24 protein-coding genes and 1 pseudogene are annotated in these 24015 nt (G+C 31.0%); 4 read left to right on the top strand and 21 right to left on the bottom strand.

Features of this window, described 5'->3' with window-relative positions; all coding sequences use genetic code 11:
• The first annotated feature begins 17 nt into the window (after window positions 1-17).
• Together pyrR and uraA are read left to right on the top strand one after the other, a co-directional pair.
• Window positions 18-551, top strand: coding sequence for a bifunctional pyr operon transcriptional regulator/uracil phosphoribosyltransferase PyrR (gene pyrR, locus WY13_RS17510; RefSeq protein ID WP_063556975.1), 534 nt, complete (start codon window positions 18-20; stop codon window positions 549-551).
• 44 nt (window positions 552-595) lie between these two features.
• Window positions 596-1894 (top strand): uracil permease, encoded by a 1299-nt coding sequence (gene uraA, locus WY13_RS17505; RefSeq protein WP_063556863.1) that lies wholly within the window; start codon window positions 596-598, stop codon window positions 1892-1894.
• A gap of 253 nt (window positions 1895-2147) precedes the next feature.
• Here the strand turns inward: uraA and WY13_RS17500 are convergent, their stop codons facing one another.
• The 20 genes and pseudogenes from WY13_RS17500 to mraZ all read right to left on the bottom strand — a co-directional run bounded on the left by WY13_RS17500 (window position 2148) and on the right by mraZ (window position 19514).
• Window positions 2148-3056, bottom strand: a complete 909-nt coding sequence (locus WY13_RS17500; RefSeq protein WP_063556862.1) for an RluA family pseudouridine synthase — start codon at window positions 3054-3056, stop codon at window positions 2148-2150.
• Window positions 3046-3501 carry a signal peptidase II gene (gene lspA / locus WY13_RS17495; RefSeq protein ID WP_063556861.1) on the bottom strand — a complete coding sequence of 152 codons (456 nt, stop codon included), beginning with the start codon at window positions 3499-3501 and terminating at the stop codon, window positions 3046-3048. The genes WY13_RS17500 and lspA overlap by 11 nt, the downstream gene beginning before the upstream one ends.
• 31 nt (window positions 3502-3532) lie before the next feature.
• Window positions 3533-4225: a 5'-methylthioadenosine/adenosylhomocysteine nucleosidase gene (locus WY13_RS17490; protein ID WP_063556860.1), complete on the bottom strand. Its 693-nt coding sequence runs from the start codon at window positions 4223-4225 to the stop codon at window positions 3533-3535.
• A 125-nt stretch (window positions 4226-4350) separates the two neighbouring features.
• Window positions 4351-5034 carry a DivIVA domain-containing protein gene (locus WY13_RS17485; RefSeq protein ID WP_063556859.1) on the bottom strand — a complete coding sequence of 228 codons (684 nt, stop codon included), beginning with the start codon at window positions 5032-5034 and terminating at the stop codon, window positions 4351-4353.
• A 17-nt stretch (window positions 5035-5051) separates the two neighbouring features.
• Complete coding sequence (locus WY13_RS17480; RefSeq protein ID WP_063556858.1) at window positions 5052-5825, bottom strand: RNA-binding protein; 774 nt, start codon at window positions 5823-5825, stop codon at window positions 5052-5054.
• 36 nt (window positions 5826-5861) lie between these two features.
• Window positions 5862-6128 carry a YggT family protein gene (locus tag WY13_RS17475; RefSeq protein ID WP_013237732.1) on the bottom strand — a complete coding sequence of 89 codons (267 nt, stop codon included), beginning with the start codon at window positions 6126-6128 and terminating at the stop codon, window positions 5862-5864.
• A gap of 32 nt (window positions 6129-6160) precedes the next feature.
• Window positions 6161-6625 (bottom strand): cell division protein SepF, encoded by a 465-nt coding sequence (locus tag WY13_RS17470; protein WP_063556857.1) that lies wholly within the window; start codon window positions 6623-6625, stop codon window positions 6161-6163.
• A 12-nt stretch (window positions 6626-6637) separates the two neighbouring features.
• Window positions 6638-7306, bottom strand: coding sequence for a YggS family pyridoxal phosphate-dependent enzyme (locus tag WY13_RS17465; protein WP_063556856.1), 669 nt, complete (start codon window positions 7304-7306; stop codon window positions 6638-6640).
• A gap of 123 nt (window positions 7307-7429) precedes the next feature.
• Window positions 7430-8155, bottom strand: a complete 726-nt coding sequence (locus tag WY13_RS17460; RefSeq protein ID WP_063556855.1) for a DUF881 domain-containing protein — start codon at window positions 8153-8155, stop codon at window positions 7430-7432.
• 10 nt (window positions 8156-8165) lie between these two features.
• Complete coding sequence (locus WY13_RS17455; protein ID WP_063556854.1) at window positions 8166-8507, bottom strand: small basic family protein; 342 nt, start codon at window positions 8505-8507, stop codon at window positions 8166-8168.
• Window positions 8508-8524: 17 nt separating this feature from the next.
• Window positions 8525-9238 carry a DUF881 domain-containing protein gene (locus WY13_RS17450; RefSeq protein ID WP_063556853.1) on the bottom strand — a complete coding sequence of 238 codons (714 nt, stop codon included), beginning with the start codon at window positions 9236-9238 and terminating at the stop codon, window positions 8525-8527.
• A gap of 14 nt (window positions 9239-9252) precedes the next feature.
• Window positions 9253-10023, bottom strand: a complete 771-nt coding sequence (locus WY13_RS17445; protein WP_063556852.1) for a cell division protein FtsQ/DivIB — start codon at window positions 10021-10023, stop codon at window positions 9253-9255.
• A gap of 200 nt (window positions 10024-10223) precedes the next feature.
• Window positions 10224-11336: a stage V sporulation protein E gene (spoVE, locus tag WY13_RS17440; RefSeq protein ID WP_063556974.1), complete on the bottom strand. Its 1113-nt coding sequence runs from the start codon at window positions 11334-11336 to the stop codon at window positions 10224-10226.
• Window positions 11337-11428: 92 nt separating this feature from the next.
• On the bottom strand, window positions 11429-12382 hold the full coding sequence (gene mraY, locus WY13_RS17435; protein ID WP_063556851.1) for a phospho-N-acetylmuramoyl-pentapeptide-transferase: 954 nt from the start codon (window positions 12380-12382) through the stop codon (window positions 11429-11431).
• A gap of 34 nt (window positions 12383-12416) precedes the next feature.
• Window positions 12417-13811, bottom strand: coding sequence for a UDP-N-acetylmuramoyl-tripeptide--D-alanyl-D-alanine ligase (locus tag WY13_RS17430; RefSeq protein WP_063556850.1), 1395 nt, complete (start codon window positions 13809-13811; stop codon window positions 12417-12419).
• Window positions 13812-14031: 220 nt separating this feature from the next.
• Window positions 14032-15480 carry a UDP-N-acetylmuramoyl-L-alanyl-D-glutamate--2,6-diaminopimelate ligase gene (locus tag WY13_RS17425; RefSeq protein WP_063556849.1) on the bottom strand — a complete coding sequence of 483 codons (1449 nt, stop codon included), beginning with the start codon at window positions 15478-15480 and terminating at the stop codon, window positions 14032-14034.
• Window positions 15481-15786: 306 nt separating this feature from the next.
• Window positions 15787-17562: pseudogene (locus WY13_RS17420) on the bottom strand (stage V sporulation protein D); the annotation flags it as partial.
• Between the two features lie 6 nt (window positions 17563-17568).
• Window positions 17569-18039, bottom strand: a complete 471-nt coding sequence (locus WY13_RS17415; protein WP_082848565.1) for a hypothetical protein — start codon at window positions 18037-18039, stop codon at window positions 17569-17571.
• Window positions 18040-18075: 36 nt separating this feature from the next.
• Window positions 18076-19005: a 16S rRNA (cytosine(1402)-N(4))-methyltransferase RsmH gene (gene rsmH / locus WY13_RS17410; protein WP_063556846.1), complete on the bottom strand. Its 930-nt coding sequence runs from the start codon at window positions 19003-19005 to the stop codon at window positions 18076-18078.
• 80 nt (window positions 19006-19085) lie between these two features.
• The gene (gene mraZ, locus WY13_RS17405) at window positions 19086-19514 is read right to left on the bottom strand and encodes a division/cell wall cluster transcriptional repressor MraZ (RefSeq protein WP_063556845.1); all 429 of its coding nucleotides are present in this window, start codon (window positions 19512-19514) and stop codon (window positions 19086-19088) included.
• 280 nt (window positions 19515-19794) lie between these two features.
• Between mraZ and ychF the strand changes: the two genes are divergently transcribed.
• A complete protein-coding gene (gene ychF / locus WY13_RS17400) occupies window positions 19795-20892 on the top strand; it encodes a redox-regulated ATPase YchF (protein ID WP_063556844.1) in 1098 nt (365 codons plus the stop codon).
• A gap of 174 nt (window positions 20893-21066) precedes the next feature.
• On the opposite strand, the gene WY13_RS17395 is transcribed toward ychF, so the two are convergent.
• Window positions 21067-23385: an AAA family ATPase gene (locus WY13_RS17395; RefSeq protein WP_063556843.1), complete on the bottom strand. Its 2319-nt coding sequence runs from the start codon at window positions 23383-23385 to the stop codon at window positions 21067-21069.
• A gap of 225 nt (window positions 23386-23610) precedes the next feature.
• Between WY13_RS17395 and WY13_RS17390 the strand changes: the two genes are divergently transcribed.
• A complete protein-coding gene (locus WY13_RS17390) occupies window positions 23611-24015 on the top strand; it encodes a hypothetical protein (protein WP_063556842.1) in 405 nt (134 codons plus the stop codon).

Raw genomic sequence — 24015 nt, 5'->3', positions numbered from 1 at the left:
GAAGGGAGGGTCATATGTTGAAATTAAAAGCACTTATTTTAGATGAAAAGGCTATGAATAGAACTTTAAAAAGAATATCCCACGAAATATTAGAAAAGAATAGAGGTACAGAGGATATAATACTTGTAGGAATAAAGAGAAGAGGATACCCATTAGCAAAAAGAATAGCCGAAAACATTTATAACATTGAAGGAATAAAATTAAAAGTAGAAGATGTAGATATTGGTCTCTATAGAGATGATTTAACCAGCCTTGCAGGACAACCTGTACTAAAAGGATCTAATGTAATAGATGTGGAAAACAAAAAAATTATATTGGTAGATGATGTTATCTACACAGGCAGAACTGCAAGAGCAGCAATCGATGCTATTATTCATTCTGGAAGGCCAAAATTAATCCAGCTTGCAGTTTTAGTTGATAGAGGGCATAGGGAGCTTCCTATAAGAGCCGATTATGTAGGTAAAAACATTCCTACATCTAGAAACGAAATGATATCAGTTGAAATTGCAGAAATAGACAAGAATGATTCAGTAAAAATATACGAATTATAAAACTTTTAAAATAGTCCTTGAGAGACTAGAAAAGGAGCGCATAAATGAAAAATTTTGTTGATGTAGAAGAAAAATTACCTATAGGAGTTACTATACCTCTTAGTTTTCAGCATTTATTTGCCATGGTAGGTTCAACTATACTTGTTCCAATTTTAACAGGAATGAGTCCAGCCATAGCATTATTTTGCAGTGGTATTGGAACCCTTATTTATATCTTATGTACCAAGGCCAAGCTTCCAGCTTACTTAGGCTCTTCCTTTGCTTTTATAAGTCCAATTCTTATAGCATCTAAAAGCTATGGACCAGCGTCTATGCTTTCTGGTGTAATAGCAGCAGGTTGTGTATATTTAATTGTAGCTGGCATAATAAAGCTTTGCGGTGTAAACTGGCTTAATAAAGCTCTTCCACCTGTAGTTGTTGGTTCCATAGTAATAGTAATAGGTCTGGGTCTTGCAGCTACGGCTATAAACTGGGCAGGCTTCAACCCTACTTATACAACTGATCAGATGCAGAGTATACCAAGATGGGCATGGATGACAGTGTCTGCAATTACAGTTGCCGTAGCTGTTATTGGAACCATGTATTTTAAAGGATTTCTGGGAATAATACCTATATTAATAGCCATAATAGTTGGATATATATCTGCTTTAATTTTAGGTGTGGTACCAAAGCAAGCACTAGATACTATTGTAAGTACCAAGCTCTTTAAATTACCTCCATTTATGTTTCCTAAATTCAACATAAATGCCGTCATGCTTATGGCCCCTATTTCTTTTGTAACTTTAGCAGAACACATAGGTCACATTTACGTAACAAACAATGTAGTAGGAAGGGATTTCACCAAAAATCCAGGACTTCATAGATCTATATTAGGAGATGGATTAGCCACTATATTTGCAGGTTTTGCAGGTGGACCTCCAACTACAACTTATGGAGAAAATATAGGAGTTATGGCTATAACCAAAGTTTACAGTGTATGGGTTATAGGCGGTGCTGGAGTAATAGCTATACTGCTTTCATTTATAGGTCCTGTAGCTGCTGTAATTGAAAATATGCCTATGCCTGTAATAGGCGGTGTAAGTATAGTGTTATTTGGAATAATAGCTTCCTCGGGTTTTAGAATATTTGTAGAGGATAAAATAGACTTTAGTAAAAATAGAAATTTAATATTGACATCTGTCATAATAGTAATAGGAATTGGTGGTGCTTCCATAAACTTTTCTGTAGGTGGATCGCCAGTTCAAATATCTGGTGTGGCTCTTGCAACTATTATTGGAATAATACTTAATTTAATATTACCAGAAGAAAGTGCTTCTGAAAAATCCAATAAAGAAGCTGTTTAAAAATTGCTCTAAAAAGCAGTCTAAAATTATATAGACTGCTTTTTCAATTCACCCGATCGCTATCATTGCTAACCCCCATCGCACACAGCGAAAGCGACTATCACCAAATCAAAGATTTGGGATATCTGCTTTTCTATCGAAGTGGGGGATAAGCACTGCTACGCGCCTGGATAAGTTCTTCTAAGGTTCAGATGGAGAAAAGTCATCTTTATAAAGCAAACTCCATCTGAACCTAAGAATCACTTGATATTATCTAATTATCTAAAACTTTTATCACTTTTTTAAAATAATCTGGTATTTCCGTTTCAAATTCTATATACTTTCCTGTAGCTGGATGAATAAAGCCAAGCTTTTCAGCATGGAGGAGCTGACCGCCTAGTTTGAACCTCTGCTTTTTATAGCCATATACCGGATCTCCTACAAGAGGGTGCCCTATATATGCCATGTGTACCCTTATCTGATGTGTTCTTCCTGTTTCAAGTATACATTTTATCAAAGTATTACTTTTAAATCTTTTAATAACTTTATAATGGGTAATGGCCCTTTTTCCATTCACACAAACTGCCATTTTTATTTTATCTTTAGGATGTCTCGCAATAGGCTCATCTACAGTTCCCTCATCTAGTTTTATAACCCCTTCTACTAAGGCTATGTATTCTCTAGTCATAGAATGATCCTTAAGCTGTTTCGCTAATTTATTATGAGAATTATCATTTTTAGCTACTACAAGTATTCCTGAAGTGTCTTTGTCTATTCTATGCACTATACCCGGTCTTGTCACTCCATTTATACCAGATAAATCATGACAGTGATTTAAAAGAGCATTTACTAAAGTACCTTCATATACTCCTGGTGCAGGGTGCACTATCATACCTTGAGGCTTATTTACTACAATAACATCCTTATCTTCATATAATATGTCAAGAGGTATATCTTCCGACTGTATATTTAAATTCACAGGGTCAGGTATAGTAATTTCTATATTATCCCCTGACTTAATCTTATAATTGGATTTTTTTGCTTTTCCGTTTACTTCTACTAAATTATCTTCTATTACATTTTGAATATATGATCTTGATTTATCTTGGAAACATTTAGACAGAAATACGTCAAGTCTCATATTTTCTTCTTGACTACAAACCAAAAATTTTTTACTTTCCATACTTTTCTTCCTTTAATAAATAGAATGCCAAAAGTGCAGTTCCTACTACCACCATCACATCTGCTATATTGAATACAGGAAAATAATAAATGTCTTTATAATGGACAGAAATAAAATCAACTACATATTTATACACTATTCTATCCATCAAATTTCCCAAAGCTCCACTTATTATAAGTGAAAAACTTATTCTTATAAGCTTTGAATTAGGTTTATATTTTATAATATAAAACATCATTCCTCCAACTACAATTATTGTAATTATAGTTAAAAAGTAAAGCTTACCCTGTAAAATTCCAAAAGCAGCTCCCTTATTTTGCAAATACAGTAATGAAAACAAATCTTTTATTACTATTATCTGAGAAACTTTAGATAAAACTCCAATGGCCCATATTTTCGTAACCCTGTCTATTAAAATTCCAAGTAATATTACAAATATTTCCACCATTTTCCTCCCAAAACGCAATGCGTAAAAATTACAAGCTCATAATCATACTTTTAATTATTTGTGTAGAATTTTTTATGGCAATAGGTGCAAATTTTTTATAGTCCATACTAGCACCATTGTTTGCGTTGTCTGATATAGATCTTATTATTACAAAAGGTACATTGTTCAAATAGGCTACCTGTGCAATACTTCCACCTTCCATTTCACAAGCCAGTGCTCCAAACTCCTTGTTCAAATATCTAACCTTTTCTGTACTTGAAATAAATTGATCTCCTGTAACTATTCTTCCTACAAAACTATTTATATTTCCTAATTTATTGCAGGCATCCTTAGCTTTTTCTACAAGTCTTCTATTACATTTAAAATCATATGTATCCAATCTAGGTATCTGTCCTACTTTATCTCCAAAAGCAGACGCATCCATATCATGCTGTACCAAATTATCTGCTATTACTATATCTCCTGGATATACGTTTTCTCCTGCACCTCCTGCAATACCTACATTTATTATGTAATCTACATTAAAATCATCTGCAAGTATTTGGGCACATACTGCCGCATTTACCTTACCTATACCACTCCTTACTACCACTATATCTTTATTATAAAGTTTTCCTAAATTAAATTTCATATTAGCTTTTTCTTCAACTTTCTCCAGTTCTAATTCAGATAAAAGTATTTCTACTTCTTCATCCATAGCTCCTATAATTCCAATAACCATGTTTGTATGTCCTCCTCATTTTTATTTCTATAATTACTAGCATATATTAAATCAACATTGATTGTCAAATATGCTTTGTTTACAGTGCATACTAAAAAGCCACTCTGCTTTTAGAGTGGCTTTTTCTATCCCTTAATAAAAAAATTTTTAATTTCTTCGAGTTCATCTTTATCTTCAAAAATTTCCTTTTCTGTATGATTTGAGTCCTCTTTATTATCTTCATCAAATTCTTTGTTGCGCTTTTCAACTAAAGAGACATCTTCCTTTTTTGGCTCTACTATTTCTATTTCCTTTTCCTTAACAGTACTATCTTCCACTTCATTTTCATTTGATTCATACCCAATACTATAATTCTTTACAAAATCTTTTTCCATATCATCAAACATTTCCATTTGAGTTTTCATAAAGTTCCTAAACTTAGTTCTAAACTTAGAAAATTCCTGTTTTACATTTTCAAATTCATCTGTAATTTGAATAACATCACCATGGGCCTTATCTATTATCTTCTGTGCAGCATCATTTGCATTTTTTACTACAAATTGACTTTCCTTTTTAGCGTTTTCTTTAGCCTGTTCAGAAGCATTTTGAGCTAATAAAAGTGTATCTTTTATAGTATTTTCCATTTTAGTATAATGACTTATCTTCTCATCCAAAGACTGCATTTTTTCCTTTAAAAGAGAATTTTCCTTATATATAGACTCATAATCTTCTGCTATTTTGTCTAAAAATTCATCTACTTCATCTATATTATAACCTCTAAGTCCTTTTTTAAATTCCTTATTTGTTATCTCTGCAGCAGTAATAAACATCACGAGCACCTCACAAATTAACTAAATTTTTTTATAAGAAGTTTGCATCGACCGCTTCCCGTCCAACCAGTTTCTCCCACAATTTTAAACTTTCCACAGCTTCTTACAGTTATTATACAATTATCTTCTATAGATTTATCTTTTCTTGTTTCTGGTAAGTAATCCAAAAGGACTTTACCTCTCTTAATCATTTCTTGAGATTTATTTCTTGATATATTGCATAGAGAACTAACTAAACAATCAATTCTCAAGGAAGAAACATTTAAAACAGAAGTTTTAAAATTATATAGGGGAATTTCCGCAGAACTAATATCTAAAACATTTGCTTTGCAGCTGCTCTTTCCTACGCTATTTAAATTTATCTCTATGTAATCACTTATATCTTCACAAACAGCTAAATAACATTGCTTATCTTCCTTTAGTATTAAATCTCCAAATTTCTCTCTTTTAAGTCCAAGAGCCATAAGAGCCCCTAGATAATCCTTGTGTTCTAACTTAACAAATTTAGACTTACATTTTATTTCCATTAATTTTATTGGATAATTTCTTATATCAAACTTTGAAAATGCTATAAGTTTTCTTTCTGCATCTTCAAATATGCCACAACTGCATATATTTAAGCCAATTTCCTCCTTTAGATTTTCTAAAGTATTCCATACATTGGGAGTATAAAATGTTGAGGTATATACTGTATTATTAGTTTTTTTTGCTAAACTTATTTTATCATATATAGGTAAGATTTCACTTTCATCACAAAAATGAAATCTCTTTATAAAACTTTTTTTATCCATAATTATCCCTTAATTCGCTATACATTATTTCATATGCTAGAGTATCGAAAATACAATTCCTCTTAATATATCTATTATAAAAAAGGCCACTATAGGTGAAAAATCTATCATTAAACCTGGCATAAGTTTTTCCTGAATTTTTCTTCCAGGTATCATAAGGGGTTCCGTAAATATATGTAAAAAATCCACAAATGCGTTACTTCTCCCCTGCATAACCCAAGATAGAATTACATCCAATATTATAGCACCTTCAAGGAATCTAAATAGTAATGATATTGCAACAGCTAAAGTACTACTTATCATTTTTGCCTCCAATTATTTATCACTAAATATACTTACTTCCATCCAAATATTCCTTTTCCAGATAACTCATTTTTTAAATCACTGTTTACTTCTACACTAGATGGTGAAAGTATGTATATTCCTTTTTCTATTTCTTCCAAATTTCCTCCTAATGCATAACTTGCACCACCCATAAAATCAAGTAACCTTTGAGCTATTCTAATCTCAAGTCCTGTAGTATTTATAACTATTATTTTTCTATTTTTAAGCTCATCACATATATCAGCTGCTTCCTCATAAGTAGTTGGCTTAACTATCCTTACCTTAGCCGCTATTGTAGTATGTATGCTTACAACTTTATTTTGTCTTTTATTATTTACAATAGGGTCTACCTCTGCAAAATCATTTACGATTTTTTCATTTTCTCCTTTCTTTGTTTCTTCTTCCTCTATATCTTCCTCCAAGTCATCTTCCAATCCTAAAAATCCCATCATTTTGTTTATCATTTTACCTGCCATAAAAAATACCTCCTATTTATTATTGTAATTTCTCTTTCCAAATATACCTTCGCCAATTCTCACCAATGTTGCTCCTTCTTCAATTGCTATTTTATAATCATGAGTCATTCCCATAGATAGTATATTCATACTTATATTATTAAACTTCCTTTTCTTCAAGCCATCAAAAATATCTTTTAGCTTTCGAAAATATTTTTTACAACTTTCTTCATCCCCTTTAGGAATTACAGCCATAAGACCTTTTACCTTCACATTGGTACAATTCTCACAGGCATTTAGTAAATCTTCCAATTCCTCTAGAGGTAAACCTGTCTTACTTTCTTCCAACCCTATATTTATTTGTATAAGTGTATTTGCAATTAATTTTTGATCTTTATAATGTTTTTCTAATTCATTAAGAAGTCTTATACTGTCCAAAGAATGGATAAGATAAACCTTACCAACTATATATTTTACCTTGTTTCTTTGAAGATGACCTATTAAATGCCACCTTATATCCTGTGGAAGGTTTGGTATTTTATTTGTCAGCTCCTGTACTTTGTTTTCTCCAAAATCTCTAATACCTGCATCATAAGCTTTTTGTATATCTTCAACAGGTTTAGTTTTTGAAACTGCCACTAAGGTTACATTTTTATCCTTTATCTCTTCTTCTATCCTACTCAAGTTTTGTTCAATTGACAATATTACCGTCTCCTTTATTATTAAGCACAAACATATACAATTATTAGTATTCTTCATAGACATCAAAATTCCTGCAAAAATTAATTATTTTTTTAATCATTTTCAACAAATTTATAAAATAATCTACTGTACCTCTTTCATAAATTCTGTTCTATACTCTCCCTTATAGGCAGGTATTTTTATATTATCTGATTTTTGTACCTCTACCACAATCTTTCTAGTTATCATTATTTTTAAGTAGTTTTCATTTGACATCATATAAGTATAGAGTACTTCCTTATTTCCTATAGCATTAATTAAAAAAGGAGAAGCTATTTTTACTCCATTTACTCTTAAAAATGGACCGCTGCAATAAATTTCGGAAACCCCTACTATTCTGTGACCATTTATAGAAATTGCTTCAGATCCTGCATTTTTCAAATCATTGATAACCTGTATAATGTCTGTATTATGTACAAGCTTCATCTGATACTGAAAACTATCAAGTCCATCACTCATAGGTGCATCATTCAAATATATATTTATTCCCTGACCTTTTACAGCTACTTTTCCAAGTACCATATTGTTTTGATTTAATTCCTGATTTATTCCAGCTACAACTTGAGCCTCATTCTTCTCACTGCTTCTATATTTTTTTAGCTTGTTATAGGTATCATTATATTGTTTTAATAATCCCGATATCTCATTGTGAAGCTGATTTTTATAATTATATGCATCTTGATACTGTTTTGCATTTAAAAACACTCTCTTATTAGTCTTACCTTTTGTAAAACTTATATTGGTGGATATTAATATACCTATTATTATAGAAGCTATAAAAACAAAAGTATTAGCTTCACTACTCTTCATTTATTTCACCTCATTGATGTGATTTAGCTTTTTCAATTAATTCTCTTCTTATTATTGCAAAATTATTAAATATCCTTCCTCCAAAAACTATAACCACTGCCAAATATATAGGTACTCCGAGCTTATCCCCTAAATAAGCAAATGCTGCAGCAAGTACTGCATTTCCAAAAAATCCAGATATAAAAATATCTGTTTTAAAACTTTTAGACAAATTGGCTCTTATAGCTCCAAATACTGAGTCAAGACAAGCTAAGATAGCCACAGACATATAAGGTGAAAATTTATCTGGAATATTTACATTCCAAACTACACCTATAATTATTCCCAATATAAGTCCAACAAATCCTATCATTTTTTACCACCTCTAATTTATTCTTTCACAGGCTCTGCATACTCAAATTTATATGGTTTATTATATTTCTTTATAGTTATACTATCAGATTTTTCAAACTTAACATCACATATAGCCTTTAAATCTGAAAACACCTCTGGAAAACTCATAGCACTGTATAACAAACTTTTGTCTCCTATAGCTTGTATAACTATTCTTTTTGATGGTGATATTTTTTCATCATTTATAAGTATATAATTTCCTGCTGTCCTTATACCCGTTCTTGAAACAATTCTTATGTCATTTATAGATATAGCTTCAGCACCTGCAAACCTCAATTCATTTACGAGATACACTAAATCTTTATCGGTTATGTGATTGTTAACACTATTTCCAAATAGATTGCTGTTAGGATTAAGATATATAACGACACCTTGTCCCTTTACATCTACCTCTCCCATAAGTATTCTAGAACTTTCTAATTCATCCAGAAGGTTTTTTGTAGAATCACTCTTGCTTGCTGCAGCATCTTCATAGCCCTTTACTTTATTTTGAAGATCATTTACCTTCGTTTCTAGTGCAGCTTTTTCCTTTTTATACTGCTCTATTTCCACAGTAACATCAGAGCTATTTTGATTATTCAAATTTAATGTATTATCCTGTCTCATAAGTACTCTAAATTGGTAGGTAAGCATGAATCCAAGTATACAGCACACCAAAGCAACACTAATTTGTGAAGCAACTTTACGCATTTTATTTTATCCTCCTAATTTTCAATGTGAAATACAGGATTTCCGTCAAATCTTATATCTATATATCCCCTAGCGCTGCCCAATTTTTCATTTAACATTATATTTAAAGCCCTATTTACCTTTTTGCCTAAATTATCTCCTTGTCCCAGTTCCACACACATATTTTTAAAGTAAATTTTAATGTCCACAGAATTACTTACATCCATATAAGTAATTTCAAAAGGTAATTTATTATTTTGAATTATACTTCCTAGGGTAGTTACAGCCTCAATTTTATTATCATCTTTATTTAAAATACATTCTCCCAATTTAACTTTACTACAATCAATTCCATTTAACTTAACTAACTTCATATTACTTATGTTGTCTCTCCTTTGAAGTAAAACTCCATTTTTATCTATAATGAAATATTCTTTGTTGCTTTCTATATAAAAGGTTGCCTCTCTTTCCTTTACATTAATATTAATGGTTCCTGGAAGCTTTCTTCCTATATCAACATCTTCTATATATGGATTCTTTAATATATTTTCTGATGCATCTTTTAGATTAATATAAAAGATATTATTTCCACCATATACTTTTGAATCCTCAATAATGCTATTACTTGAAATACTTTTATTTCCATACACTTTAATATACTTTATATTAAAATACGGCAATTTTAAGCAAAGTGTAAAAAATAATGCTATTAAAAATACCATAAGCATAAGAACTCGTTTTACTTTTACTTTTTTTCGTCTTTTCAAAATCAATTCATTATCTGTTTTCGTAATAATATGACTCATTTCCTATCCTCTCACTTATACTATAAGATAACATAAGATACATATATATTAACACTTAATAATAGTAATTTCATTAAAATAGTCCTTAAATTTATATTAAATATTTATATACTCTATTTCATTAAAATTTATTTACTCATATTTCTAAGTTCTCCTTAAAAGTCCACAATAGCATTACAAAAAAATTTGCAATGCTATTCTTAACCACTTTCTGTTTGCCTTGATATATTCAAAAGTATTCCAACTGCTATCATATTGATTGTAAGAGCGGAACCTCCATAACTTATAAAAGGTAATGGTACTCCTGTTACAGGCATGGCACCAGTTACAACTGCAATATTTATTATTGCCTGAACTGCAATAACCGAAGTTATTCCAGTAGCTAAAATGGTTCCATACGTATCCTTGGCCCTTATAGCAATAACAATTCCTCTCCACACAAAAACTATAAATAATATAACAATTACAGTACATCCTATAAGTCCTAATTCTTCTCCTATAATAGAAAATATAAAATCATTGTGAGGTTCTGGTATGTAATAACACTTTTGCCTTGACCTGCCGAGTCCCATTCCCCATATTCCTCCTGATCCCATTGCTAAAAGAGATTGAATCAATTGATATCCCTTTCCTTTAGGATCAGACCATGGATTTAAAAAACTTGTAAATCTAGCCATTCTATAAGGTTCAAATATTATACCTGCTATTCCCCCAAGCACTACAAGTCCAACTACGCCAAGTACATGGGTTATTTTAGCTCCCGATACATATAAAATTATGAGGGTAACTATCATTATTACAGCTGCTATGCTTAGATTCTTTTCTGCAAATACAAGTCCTGCATAGAATGAAGAAACCAAAAGATATGGAAGCACACCATACATCATGGTTTCTATCTTCCTTCCCCCTTTAAGCTCTATACTTTTTGCCATATATAAAACCACAATGTATTTTGCTATTTCAGAAGGTTGAAATCCAACAGAACCTAATGTTATCCATCTTTGTGCACCTTTTCTAGATTCAAAGGCAAAAACTGCAAGTAGAAATATTACAGATACTATCATAAGCAATTTAGTATACTTCTTTATTCTCTTATAATCAAATTTTACTGTAAAAAACATAAGGAATGTTCCAATTATAGCCCATAGCCCTTGCCTTTTTAAATAAAACATGCTATCTCTTGTACTTTTATCAAAAAATGCTTTGTAAGAACTGGCACTATAGACCATGACAACTCCAATAGCTACCAATAACATTATAGTTGAGAAGAGCAAAAAGTCTATAGATCCCATTTTAGTATTTGGTTTACTAATTCTCATAAAAATCCTCCTAGATTATTACTATATGAGGCTGACAAAAGCATTTAAAAATTACTATATTTAAAGATAACCTTCTTCTTTTCATTTTACAAAGATAGAAATCCTAACAGACACAATATTACTGTAATTATACAAAATATAGAAACTACTTTAGTCTCATGCCAACCTGAAAGTTCAAAGTGGTGATGGATTGGAGCCATTTTAAATATCCTCTTCCCTGTAAGTTTAAAGGAAGCCACTTGAAGTATAACAGATGCTGCCTCTATTACGTATATTCCTCCAATTATTGGGACAAGAAGTGGAAGTTTTAGTATCATAGCTACTGCACCTACCGCACCCCCCAGTGCCAGAGATCCTGTGTCTCCCATAAATATTTGAGCTGGGAAAGCATTGTATTTTAAAAATCCTAAAAGTGCTCCAGCAAGAACTGCACAGAAAATAGCTAAAGTAATATGTCCCATAGCAAAGCTTACTAGAGCTAAAAAAGTCATTATCAAAAGCGTAACTGACGTTGCCAATCCATCAAGTCCATCTGTTAAATTCACCGCATTTGTAGTTGCTGCAAAATATATTATTATAAATGGAATATAAAATACTCCTAAATTCCAACTTTTATGTGCAAAAGGAACTATTATAGATGTCCCTATATATGGATTATTGGCAGAATAGTAGGCAAATATTCCAGATACAATTAATAATAATATCATTTTTTGATAAGCTCTTAATCCCAAATTTTGTTTTCTCAATATCTTTAGGATATCATCAATAGCACCTATTACTCCAAAGGCTACAAAAGCATAAAGAGCTATCATGGCCTCATCTGATGGCTTTTTTACTATAATTGCCATAGTTATAAAAGTTGCTAGTATAAATAATACTCCTCCCATAGTTGGAGTGCCTGCTTTTTTCAAATGGCTCTTTGGGCCGTCTTCTCTTATATTCTGGCCAAATTTAAATTTATGAAGAAGAGGGATCAAAATAGGTCCTTCTAAAATAGCTATAAAAAATGCAATTAGTACAGAATAAATTAATCTATACATGTTATATTGCCCCAAACAAAAGGGCATTCACCTCCTAATTATTGCTGTTTCTCTTTAGTTCTTCTGCTATAATTTCAAATTTCATTACTCTAGAAGCTTTTACAAGCACTGTGTCTCCCTTTTCAATGTACTTTTTTAAAAGAAACTCTAAAGCTTCTGTATAGGTATCAAAACTAATACATTTTCCTTTTTTATTTGTTACCTGAAATCCCCTTTTAAAATCTTCTACATATTCCCCAAGAGCTATCAAAATATCTATGCCATTTTCTCCTGCATACTTTCCTACTTCCTCGTGCATCCTGCAGGATTCATCTCCCAATTCCCCCATAGTACCTAATACGGCTATTCTTCTTTTTGATTTAAAATTTTTCAAAACATCAATAGCTGCTTTCATTGACTCAGGATTGGCATTATAACTATCATTAATTACATTGAATTTTTTTCCTTTACATATCTCCATTCTCATTGCAGTAGTCTCTATGTTTTTTAAACCTTCTCTTATTTCTCCATAAGTCATATTTAAAATTCTCCCACAAGCAACTGCAAGTAGAGAATTCAATACATTGTACTTTCCAGGTACATTTACCTTAAACCTCTCTTCCATCTTAACATTGTTTTCACATATGTTAAAACTTATAAAATCTTCTTTTACCTCTATATCATAAGCTGATATATCTGAATTTTCTTCTAGTCCAACTCTTTTTACGTTAAATTTATCTTCTTTTAAATTGCCTAACATATCATTGTCTGAATTTATTACTAAAGTATTATTCTTTGAAAAAAAATCTGTTATTTCAAGTTTTGCTGCAAGTATATTTTCTCTTGTTCCTAAATTCCCTATATGTGCCCTAAGTACATTGGTTATTACTGCAATATCTGGTCTGGCAGCCTTTGCCATACTATGTATTTCTCCCCTATTATTCATTCCCATCTCAAGCACTGCCACATCATAACTATTATCCAATCTAAATATCATATGTGGAAGTCCTATTTGATTGTTAAGATTGCCTTCTGTTTTAAACACTTTGAACTTAGCACTTAATACAGATGCTATTAAATCCTTTGTTGTTGTTTTACCTGCAGAGCCTGTAATTCCTATTATTTTTACATTAAGTTTACTTTTATAGGATTCTGCTAAATCAAGCAATGCCTGATTTCCATCCTTAACTTGAATTACACTAGTACACTCATTTATTTCACTTTCTTTAAAATATACCTCATCCACAATACATATACAAGCACCTTTATCACTTGCAGCTGCAGCATATTTATTTCCGTTAAATCTTTCTCCTTTAAGAGCAATAAATATGTCTTTTTCTTCAATTTTTCTAGTATCCGTACTTACATTTCTATATCCACTATATTTTCCAGAAATTATTACTTGTCCAGATACAGCATTTACTATTTCATCAAAACTCATGTATTCCAAATTTTTATTCTCCCCTCTTTTTTTGCGAATTGACAATTGATAGTGGAAAGTTGATAGTTAACGAGGATTTTTCTTCACTATGTTACGAAAAATCTTAAATTTAAAGCTTATTGAAGCATTTGCTTCAATGGTGCTATATTTTAGATTTTCTGTAGTATTAACGGAAAAAAATCATCCATAATTCTCAACTATCAACTTTCAATTGTGCATTGTAAATTGATCACTGTGCATTGTCTAGAATCTCAGCTATTATCTCTCTTTCATCAAAATGTATGGTTTTATCTTTTAATATCTGATAATCTTCATGGCCCTTTCCTGCAACTACAATTACATCTCCTTTTTGTGCCATATGTATAGCTTCCTTTATAGCTTCTTTCCTATTTTCAACTACCTTGTAATCGTCTTTTTCAACACCCTTTACTATTTCATCAATTATTGCCATAGGCTCTTCTCCTCTTGGATTATCTGAAGTTATAACTGCAAAATCAGATAACTCTGTACCTATCTTGCCCATTATAGGCCTTTTGGTATTATCCCTATCTCCTCCACATCCAAAGACAGCTATAAGTCTTCCTGTAGTAAATTCCCTAGCAGTTTTTAATATGTTCTCCAACCCATCTGGAGTATGGGCGTAGTCTACTATGACTTCATATCCAAGGTTATACCCCTTAGTAACTATTTCACATCTTCCAGGTACAGCATCCATAGATTCAAGTCCCTTTTTCACAACTTCTAAACTTATACCTTCGCAAAGGCATGCCCCTACACTTCCAAGAGCATTCATTACATTATATTTACCTGGTATATTTAAATTTATATGCGCTGTCTGCCCCCTATATGTTATATTAAAATTAGCTCCTCTAGAATGTATATTTAAATCATTAGCTTTTAAATCAGCTTCCTTATTTATAGCATAAGTTATCTTGCTTCCTAATGCATCTTCATATATTCTATCTCCATATTTGTCGTCTATATTTATAACAGAATTAATAGTATTTTTAAATAATATTAATTTAGCCTTATAATAATTTTCAAAGGTCTTGTGAAAGTCTAAGTGATCCCTCGTTAGATTTGTAAATATTGCCTCTGAAAATTTCACTCCGTATGCTCTATCTAGGTACAGTGAATGAGAAGATACTTCCATAACACAATACTGAACTCCTTCATCCACCATCTGTTTAAATAACTTCTGAAGTTCTAAAGATTCAGGAGTAGTCCTATGAGAAGGTATTTTCTTATCTCCTATATAATTTGCTATAGTACCTACGAGTCCTACTTTATAACCTGCTGTCTCTAGTATGGATTTCATCATAAATGTAGATGTAGTTTTACCGTTAGTTCCCGTTATTCCTATTACTTTCATCTTTTTAGAAGGATTATCATAGTAATTTGATGAAATAATAGCAAGTGCTTTTCTTGTATCCTTTACCTTTATCACAGTACAATCGGGTACATTTTCTACTTCTTCGCTTATTACAATAGCTGCTGCACCATTTTTATAAGCCTTATCTATGTATTTATGTCCATCCGTAACATATCCCTTTATACATACAAAAACATCTCCAGATTTGACTTCTCTAGAATCATATTGAATTTCTCCTATATTTAAATCATCATTTCCCTTAACGACTTCATATGTAAGTCCGCTCATTACTTTCTTCAACTTCATAGTATACACTCCCTAATTTAAAATTGTCCGATGGCTACCATCCGTAATACTCTCATCCCACTCTGTGCATAACGGCTGATACGCCCCTGGATAAGTTCTTCCCCTAAGGGATAACTTGATAAAAATATGTATAACCTACACATAGCATTGGCATGCAGACTTAACAAATAATAGTACTGCATGCCTTAAAGTAATTTTCTATCAAATCTTTCACTATTTTATTATAATTTTCTAATCACTTCATGTAAAGAACAAGTTAATTATTTTTATCAACGAATCCATCAGATAAATATTTTAAGGTGATGTATCTCCTTTCACTGCAAGATAATTAAGTACATCTTCAAAAACCTGCTTTGCTGTAGGTACCGCAGTTTGACTTGCATAATAAGTGGATGGATCTGGTTCATCTATGGAAATTAAAATTGTTATTTTAGGGTCATTTGAAGGTGCCATACCTGCAAATGAAGAAACATATTTCCCCGTCTGATATCCTCCAACTCCAGCTTTCTGGGCTGTACCTGTTTTTCCTGCTATGTGATAGCCTTCTATAAAAGTGCCTTTTCCACTGCCTTCTGTAACTACTCTTTCTAAGTATGATCTGAGCTTTGCAGTTTTACTACTATCCAAAAATTTTTTACTATTACCAGCCAGATCATATTTTTTATCTATAACTTCTTTGCTGCTGCTTTCATCATAATGCTCTATTTCTTTCATGACATGAGGAGTAATTAAAGTTCCTCCATTTGCCACTGCATTAAAAGCTCTAAGATACTGAACTGCTGACAATGTGTCTGTCTGTCCAAAAGCAATAGTCGCTAAATCCACATCGCTTATATTTTCCGTCTTTTTAACTATTCCTTTAGCTTCTCCTGGTAAATCTACTCCAGTTTTTTGACCAAATCCAAATTTGTGTATGTAATCATTTAATTTTTCTTTTCCTATTTTTTTACCAAGTTCTGCAAAACCTATATTACAGGAATTTTTAATTATGTCTGGAAAACCTTGTACACCATGTCCAGCAGATACCCAGCAATGTATAACTCTATTGCCTATACTTATACTTCCATTACATGTAAATTTATCACTATCGCTAACTGAATTTGTCTCAAGTGCAGTTTGTGCAGTTATAACTTTAAATATGGAACCTGGTTCAAAAGTATCGCTCACTGCTCTATTTCTCCATATATTTTGCAGCTCTGCATAAGATTTATTATCTACCCAAGGAGAATTTGGGTTGTAATCAGGTTTATTCGCCATAGCAAGTATTTCTCCATTTTTAGGATTCATAATTGTTATAGAAACTGCTTTTGCATTATAATCTTTTAGTGCCTGCTCTGCAGATTTTTCTGCAAAATGTTGTATCATTTCATCTATAGTAAGTACTATATCCTTTCCATCTACAGGCTTTGTAAATTCTGAAATAGTATAAGGAAGTTCTTTACTCTTTCTATCTAATTCTGCAATTCTACGACCTGGGATACCTGCTAGATCCTTATTATAATAAAGTTCTACTCCTGTAAGTCCAAATCCATCTGAATTAGTATGTCCAATTACCTGTGCTAAAAAATTGTTATTTGGATAATATCTCTTAGTATCTGCCGATACAAGTACTCCATTTAAATTTAAATTTCTAACTTTATCCGCTTCAGCCTTTTCCACTCTTCTTTTAAGCGTAGCAGAGGCAATGGGAAGCCCTCCTGGAAGAGTTTTTTTCATTATTTTTGACACTTCTTTCTTGTCCATAGAAAGAGCTTCTGCTAACTCTCCTGATATTTTATCTTCCGATATCTTCTTCTCCTCCATAGTGTCTCTTAACGTATTCATATCCAAATCAATTCTGTACACATTAGCACTTACTGCCAATTCATTTCCACTTCTATCTAAAATTCTTCCTCTTTTTGCATCAATTTTGACATCACTTGTCCATTGAGCTATTGCCATGGATTTAAGCTGTGGTGATCTGTATATCATTACATAACACATTCTCCCTACTAGTAAAAAGAAAACCATAAATAGAAAACTAAAAATAATTACCATTCTTTTTCTGATAATTACTCTATCTCTGTATTCCTTTTTAGCCAAAATTATTTACCTCCATATCAATTGCTTCAACTCATTTAACATCCCCTTGTGCATTTCTGATTCATCCGAATTTTCTTCTACTTTAATAACTTTCTTATCTAAATTTGTATATACTGCATTTCCTTTATCCGGTACCTTCATCTGTAATTTATTTATTGCATTATCCTCTATGTATCCCAAATTATTGTACTTTACAAGTTCTACCCTCAAGTTTTCATTTTGTTTGTTAATTTCGCTTATATCGTTTTCTATAGAATTTAGTTCTGTCTGTGAATTATATATTGCGCAATATCTATAAACCAGAATAACACCTACAATAAAAACCACACATATGTTTCTAATTACTTTTAGTTTCTTTTTTACTTTTAATGCCCTATTCGGATCCTTAGCTTTAATCTTTTTTTCTTCTGTCTCTTTGTAAGGCTTGTACTCTGGCTGAAGGACAGTATTTCCATTTACCATACTCTCTTTGTTCATTAATATCACTTTATTCACCTCTTTTAAATTTTAGAACTAAATTTTCTCTGCTGTCCTAAGCTTAGAACTTTTACTTCTTGAATTTTTCTCTTTTTCCTCTTCTGTAGGTATTATAGGCTTTTTATTTATTATTTTTACAATAGGTTTTTTGCCACACACACATAGGGGAAAATCCGGTGGACAAGTACATGGATTCTCTAATTTTTTAAATTTAGTTTTTATAATTCTATCTTCTAAAGAATGAAAAGTTATAATTGATATTCTTCCGCCTGTATTCAGTCTTTTTACGCTATCCTCTACTGCTTTGTTCAATATTTTAAGTTCTCCGTTTACTTCTATACGTATAGCTTGAAAAGTTCTTTTTGCAGGATGACCTTCTTTTTGAAATCTTGCAGGTATTGCATTTCTTATTATATCTACAAGCTGTAATGTTGTGTTTATAGGAGCCTTTTCTCTTTCAGCTACTATAAATTTTGCTATTCTCTTTGAAAAGTTTTCCTCTCCATAGTCCCTTATAACGTTATGAAGATTTTCCTCACTATAATTGTTAATCACCTCATAAGCGGATAATGAACTATCCCTATTCATTCTCATATCAAGGGGAGCGTCCTTCATATAGCTAAATCCCCTTTCTGATTCATCTAGTTGATACGACGAAACTCCGAGATCCATAAGTATACCATCAACTTTATCTATTTTAAGTTCTTCTAAAATTTCATCTATATAATAAAAGTTATTGTGAACATAAGTAATATTTTTAAATTCATTTAGTCTCTCCCTTGTTGCATTTATAGCATACGTATCCTCATCTATTCCTATTAACCTTCCCTTGTCGGATAACCTCTTTAAGATTTCAAAGGAATGCCCTCCCCCTCCTAAAGTGCAGTCTACATATATTCCATCTTCTTTAATATTTAAACTATTTATAGTCTCGTTAAGTAGTACAGGTACATGTTTAAATTTCATATAATACGTCCTCCAATTTTGCTATGGCATCTGAAAAGAAATAACAAGTCAAAGATACGACAAGTATTTTTTGAAGATGCCTATATTCCAAGTTCATTCATTTGTTCCGCTATATTATCAAAATTTATATTTAAATTATTGTATTCTATCCAATTTTCTTTACTCCATATCTCTATTCTACTAGATACTCCTATACTTACTATTTCCTTATTTATAGCTGCATATTCTAGGAGTGTCTGGGGTATTAAAATTCTCCCCTGCTTATCGGGTTCCATTTCATTTGCCCCTGAGAAAAAAAACCTTACAAAAACCCTGGCATTTTTATTAGTAAGTGGAAGTTTCTTTAATTTATCTTCAAGTAAATGCCACTCACAAAGCGGGAAAGCATAAAGGCAGCTATCTAAACCTTTAGTCAAAATAAATTTATTTCCTAATTCTTCTCTAAATTTAGAAGGTATAATTATTCTATTTTTACTATCTAGTGAATGTTCATACTCACCTAAAAACATCATTACACCTCTTACTGCTATTACGCTCCACTTTTAACCACTTTAATCCACCAGATTACTTATTCTATATTAACATAAAATTTCCTCTTTTTTAATAGACTTTTAATATTTTTTTTAAATCTATTAAATTTATTTTTTCATCAATTTTTTTCATCTTCTTCTACTAACCAGCAGAATTAGTTTATATTAACCACATTTATTGAAATAATATGCTCTGTAGAGTATAATTTAGATGAATTTTACGTCAGTTAATTATATTTTAAGAAAGGAATGTACATAGATGAAACTTGGAATTGTGGGTTTGCCAAACGTTGGCAAAAGCACCCTATTTAATGCAATAACAAAGGCAGGTGCAGAATCTGCCAATTATCCATTCTGTACTATAGAACCAAATGTAGGAGTGGTTAGTGTACCAGACAAAAGATTAGATGTACTTGAAGAAATGTACAATTCAAAGAAAAAGGTATATACAGCTATTGAATTTTACGATATAGCAGGACTTGTAAAAGGTGCTAGCAAAGGAGAAGGCCTTGGAAATAAGTTTTTATCTCATATAAGAGAAGTAGAAGCTATAGTACATGTGGTTAGATGTTTTCAAGATGATAATATTGTTCATGTAGATGGCAGTGTGGACCCTATTCGTGATATTGAAACCATAAACTTAGAGCTTATATTTTCAGATTTAGAAGTAATGGACAGAAGAATTGAGAAAGTGTCGAAACTTGCTAAAAGTGGAGATAAGGAATCAAAAGTTGAATATGAAATTATGTTAAAAGTAAAAAAGCATCTAGAGGAAGGTAAGCCTGTAAGAACTCTAGATCTAAATGAAGATGAAGCCGAACTTGTTAAAAGCTTCTTTTTACTTACAACTAAACCTGTACTATATGTAGCTAATATTTCTGAAGATGACTTAACTTCCGGAAATCTGGAAAATGATTTTGTAAAAAAAGTAAAAGATTATGCAAAAATAGAAAACTCGGAAGTAGTAATTATTTCTGCTAAAATAGAAGAAGAACTTTCTTCTCTAGAAGATGATGAAAGACTTGAGATGCTAAAAGAATATGGTTTAAATGAAGCAGGTCTGGATAAATTGATAAACAGCAGCTATAGGTTGCTTGGTCTCATGAGCTTTTTAACTGCTGGAGAAAAAGAAGTAAGAGCATGGACCATAAAGAAAGGCACTAAAGCTCCGGAAGCTGCAGGCAAGATACACACTGATATACAAAAGGGATTCATACGAGCTGAAATTGTATCCTACGACAAACTCGTGGAATGCGGCTCCGAAACTTCTGCAAAAGAAAAGGGATGCTATAGATTGGAAGGAAAAGACTACATTATGCAGGATGGAGATGTAGTTAACTTCAGGTTCAATGTTTAGACAATTCACAATGCATAATAGATGATTTTCTTACGATAGTACTTCAGAAAAACTAAAATACAGTAACTCTATTTACAAGAAATAAACAGAATTCTTGGGATCAGATGGAGCTTTAACTCCATCTGATGCTTATTTAAACAGGCTTTTAAGTACTTCACCTTTAAGAATTTCGTATTATTCTTTGTTTCTATAATACTTTTTAAGCTCCTTCTTAGCTTCATGAATTACATTATCATAATTTTGTTCCATAAGGATTTCCACTGCATCTTTTAAATTAGACATAATATAAATATGGAAATTACCATCTGCTATTTCCTTTTCCACTTCATTCTTTAATGCTAAGCTGCTTACATTAGACTTTGGAATGAGTACCCCCTTCCCTTTTGTAGTATCTAATACTTTACATATTTTAAAGAAACCTTCTATTTTTTCATTTACTCCTCCTATAGGTTGTATTTCTCCAAACTGATTTATAGAACCTGTTACAGCTATATTTTGTTTTATGCTTATTTTCGTAAGTGCAGATATAATACTAACTATCTCTGCTACGGAAGCACTATCTCCATCTACTCTTCCATATATTTGTTCAAAGCTTAAATAAAAATCCACAGGTACTGTATTATAACCACCGCTTAAATTCTTAACATGTCCCTTTAATATATTTATTGCCTTGTTATGAATTTTTCCACTTAAGTCACTTTCCTTTTGGATATCTATAATGTTTCCATTACCCTTGTAGCACGAGCAGGTTATTCTTATGGGCTTTCCAAAATTAAAATACCCTGTATCAATTATGGACAGAGCATTTACTTGTCCTACCGTTTTGCCCTTTACGTCTATAAATATCTGACCTTCTGTATAAGAATCTACTACCTGACTCTCTATAATTTCTTCTTTATAAGCGGTATTTGTGATATCTTCTTCATTTATAAAATCTCTATGATCCTCACAGACTCTTTTGTCTGAAATTATTAAAATTCTTTCTAGATCATCGTCATCCATAAATAATTTATCTCTATTTTCAGCTTTTCTGGATAAAAATTTTGCCAGCTCTTTTACAGCTCCCTCATCCGCAGGATGTAATTTATTGGCTTTACATATGGAAATCACTTTATATAAGAAAGCTCTTTTTGCATCCTTATCCATCTGTAAAATAGATTTACACTCAGCTCTTATTCTAAAAATCTTTTTAAAATCCTCATCATAAGCATAAAGTAAATCATAGGTACGGTAATCTCCTATAAGTATTATTTTTTCATTAAACTCTATAGGCTCTGGTTTTAATCCACTCAAAGACAATAATTCTAAATATCCTCTATTATAATTCAAGTCAACTTTGCCACTTATAATAGACTTTTTCAAATAGTAATATGCTCCTTTATTACTTAAAAGGCTGCTAACTCGAAGTACTAATATTCCACCATTTGCCTTTAAAAGTGATCCTGGTCTAATAAGACTTGGATCAGTAACATAAGTTCCATTTTTATTTTCATATTCTATGCTTCCGAGTAAATTATTTATAGAAGGATCTTCTTCAAACACTATAGGTAATTTATTTTTATCACTATTGTCTATGAGTACATTTACAGAATATCTATATATTATATTCCGTATATTATCCACATCATCTTCATAGTTTATAGAATATATCTCTTTAATTTCACTTTCTATATTGTTACATGTATTGCTTAAAAATTCTAAGGCCTTATTATCCTTACTAAATACGTTAAAATATTCTTCCTTTACTTTTCTTGTATCTTCTTTATAATGTTCATCTATGAGGATTTTAATCTTTTCCATTTCGTAAGATTCCATGTCTTTTAATTTATCTAGTATCCTCTCTGCATGGATCTTAAGTGTACTTACTTTATTTACTATTTCTTGCTTTTTCTCTAAATTTAAAGACTCATACTCTACCTCATTCATCATTTCCCCATTTTCTTTTAAAGGAACAAAGTTAAAACCATTTTCCGTAATTTTTAATGAAAAGCCTTCATTTTTAGACATTTCTACAATTTTACTTATCAAATAACTTCGTTTTTTTTGAATGTTTTGTACCAACAATTGCTTTTGTTTGTCCTCGTATCCATTGTAAAATTCATAAGTAGAATTAGCATATATATTTTGTATTTTCTTTAGCATACTTTTTAGCTTTTTACCTTTCCCTGGCCTTAGAAACAATACTTTAGGATTTTTAATATCTTTCATAACTATATAGCATATATCCTGAAGCTCTATTTTATCTTTCATAGTTTCATTTATAAATTTCTTAATATTTTTAAGTTTATCTTTTGAAAATTCATCTATAAGATAAACGTTGTATCCTTGTTTATCTATTGTTAATGCATCCTTCATATTTTCATATACTCTACTATATTCAGGCATATAATTAACATTTCTATTTAAATCATCTCTATCATCTTCGCTAAAATCAATATCATCCAACTTAAAATCATATATGATTTGGTCTTTAGGTAATTCCCTATAATTCATATTTCATTCTCCTTGTATTCTTAGTCTAATATAATAGTATTCTTAAAAAGTTTATTTAGGAACGGAAATAAAAAAATAAGTATATCAACCTCATATAAAAAACATACTAAAAATTATAGGTATGTTTCAAAAATAAATATACTATGGTATAATATAATCAAATTTTGTCTGCTATTTCTGATAATCGTATAAACAAAATAAAGTAACAAAGGAGTTAGTATATACATGAGTTTTAAGGAGAAAATTGCTCAATATTACACAAAATCTTATTTAAAAAAGTATGGTGACAGATTAACTCAGGTTCAAGGTACTGTTGTATCTGTCAAAATTAATAAAAAAACTATATTATGGATATTTAATAAATTAACAGTAACACTTTTAGTAAGACCTGATAGAAGCAGAAACATAGTAAAATGCTCTTATATTAAAAAAAGATGGTTTAAGAAGCCTGATTTCATATCTATACATCAAGGTAATCTGGTTTTAGTTCAAGGACTTAAAGGAAGAAGAGGAAAAGAGAATAGAGAGAGCGTAGAACTTATAAATATACGAAATATGACCACAAAAAAGGACTTAATTCCTATAGAGGGAAAAATACCTAAAGTTCAAAAAGTTCAAAGATTTAAATAA

It is taken from the genome of Clostridium ljungdahlii (assembly GCF_001636845.1).
GTDB lineage: Bacteria > Bacillota > Clostridia > Clostridiales > Clostridiaceae > Clostridium_B > Clostridium_B ljungdahlii_A.
The sequence above is the reverse complement of the archived record's forward strand: the minus strand, read 5'-3'. Positions and strand labels throughout refer to the sequence as shown.

Excerpts from the sequence above, each read along its gene's own strand:
- ychF (WP_063556844.1), top strand. The coding sequence starts at position 19,795 with ATGAAACTTGGAATTGTGGGTTTGCCAAACGTTGGCAAAAGCACCCTA.
- WY13_RS17475 (WP_013237732.1), bottom strand. The coding sequence starts at position 6,128 with ATGATAAGTAGTACTTTAGCTGTTGCAATATCATTACTATTTAGATTC.
- WY13_RS17390 (WP_063556842.1), top strand. The coding sequence starts at position 23,611 with ATGAGTTTTAAGGAGAAAATTGCTCAATATTACACAAAATCTTATTTA.
- WY13_RS17445 (WP_063556852.1), bottom strand. The coding sequence starts at position 10,023 with ATGAGTCATATTATTACGAAAACAGATAATGAATTGATTTTGAAAAGA.
- mraY (WP_063556851.1), bottom strand. The coding sequence starts at position 12,382 with ATGTATAGATTAATTTATTCTGTACTAATTGCATTTTTTATAGCTATT.
- mraZ (WP_063556845.1), bottom strand. The coding sequence starts at position 19,514 with ATGTTTTTAGGTGAGTATGAACATTCACTAGATAGTAAAAATAGAATA.
- WY13_RS17470 (WP_063556857.1), bottom strand. The coding sequence starts at position 6,625 with ATGGCAGGTAAAATGATAAACAAAATGATGGGATTTTTAGGATTGGAA.
- WY13_RS17485 (WP_063556859.1), bottom strand. The coding sequence starts at position 5,034 with ATGTTTATTACTGCTGCAGAGATAACAAATAAGGAATTTAAAAAAGGA.
- uraA (WP_063556863.1), top strand. The coding sequence starts at position 596 with ATGAAAAATTTTGTTGATGTAGAAGAAAAATTACCTATAGGAGTTACT.
- WY13_RS17490 (WP_063556860.1), bottom strand. The coding sequence starts at position 4,225 with ATGGTTATTGGAATTATAGGAGCTATGGATGAAGAAGTAGAAATACTT.
- WY13_RS17395 (WP_063556843.1), bottom strand. The coding sequence starts at position 23,385 with ATGAATTATAGGGAATTACCTAAAGACCAAATCATATATGATTTTAAG.
- WY13_RS17455 (WP_063556854.1), bottom strand. The coding sequence starts at position 8,507 with ATGATAGGATTTGTTGGACTTATATTGGGAATAATTATAGGTGTAGTT.
- WY13_RS17480 (WP_063556858.1), bottom strand. The coding sequence starts at position 5,825 with ATGGATAAAAAAAGTTTTATAAAGAGATTTCATTTTTGTGATGAAAGT.
- WY13_RS17415 (WP_082848565.1), bottom strand. The coding sequence starts at position 18,039 with ATGAACAAAGAGAGTATGGTAAATGGAAATACTGTCCTTCAGCCAGAG.
- WY13_RS17460 (WP_063556855.1), bottom strand. The coding sequence starts at position 8,155 with ATGAAGAGTAGTGAAGCTAATACTTTTGTTTTTATAGCTTCTATAATA.
- WY13_RS17450 (WP_063556853.1), bottom strand. The coding sequence starts at position 9,238 with ATGCGTAAAGTTGCTTCACAAATTAGTGTTGCTTTGGTGTGCTGTATA.
- WY13_RS17425 (WP_063556849.1), bottom strand. The coding sequence starts at position 15,480 with ATGAAGTTGAAGAAAGTAATGAGCGGACTTACATATGAAGTCGTTAAG.
- WY13_RS17500 (WP_063556862.1), bottom strand. The coding sequence starts at position 3,056 with ATGGAAAGTAAAAAATTTTTGGTTTGTAGTCAAGAAGAAAATATGAGA.
- rsmH (WP_063556846.1), bottom strand. The coding sequence starts at position 19,005 with ATGAAATTTAAACATGTACCTGTACTACTTAACGAGACTATAAATAGT.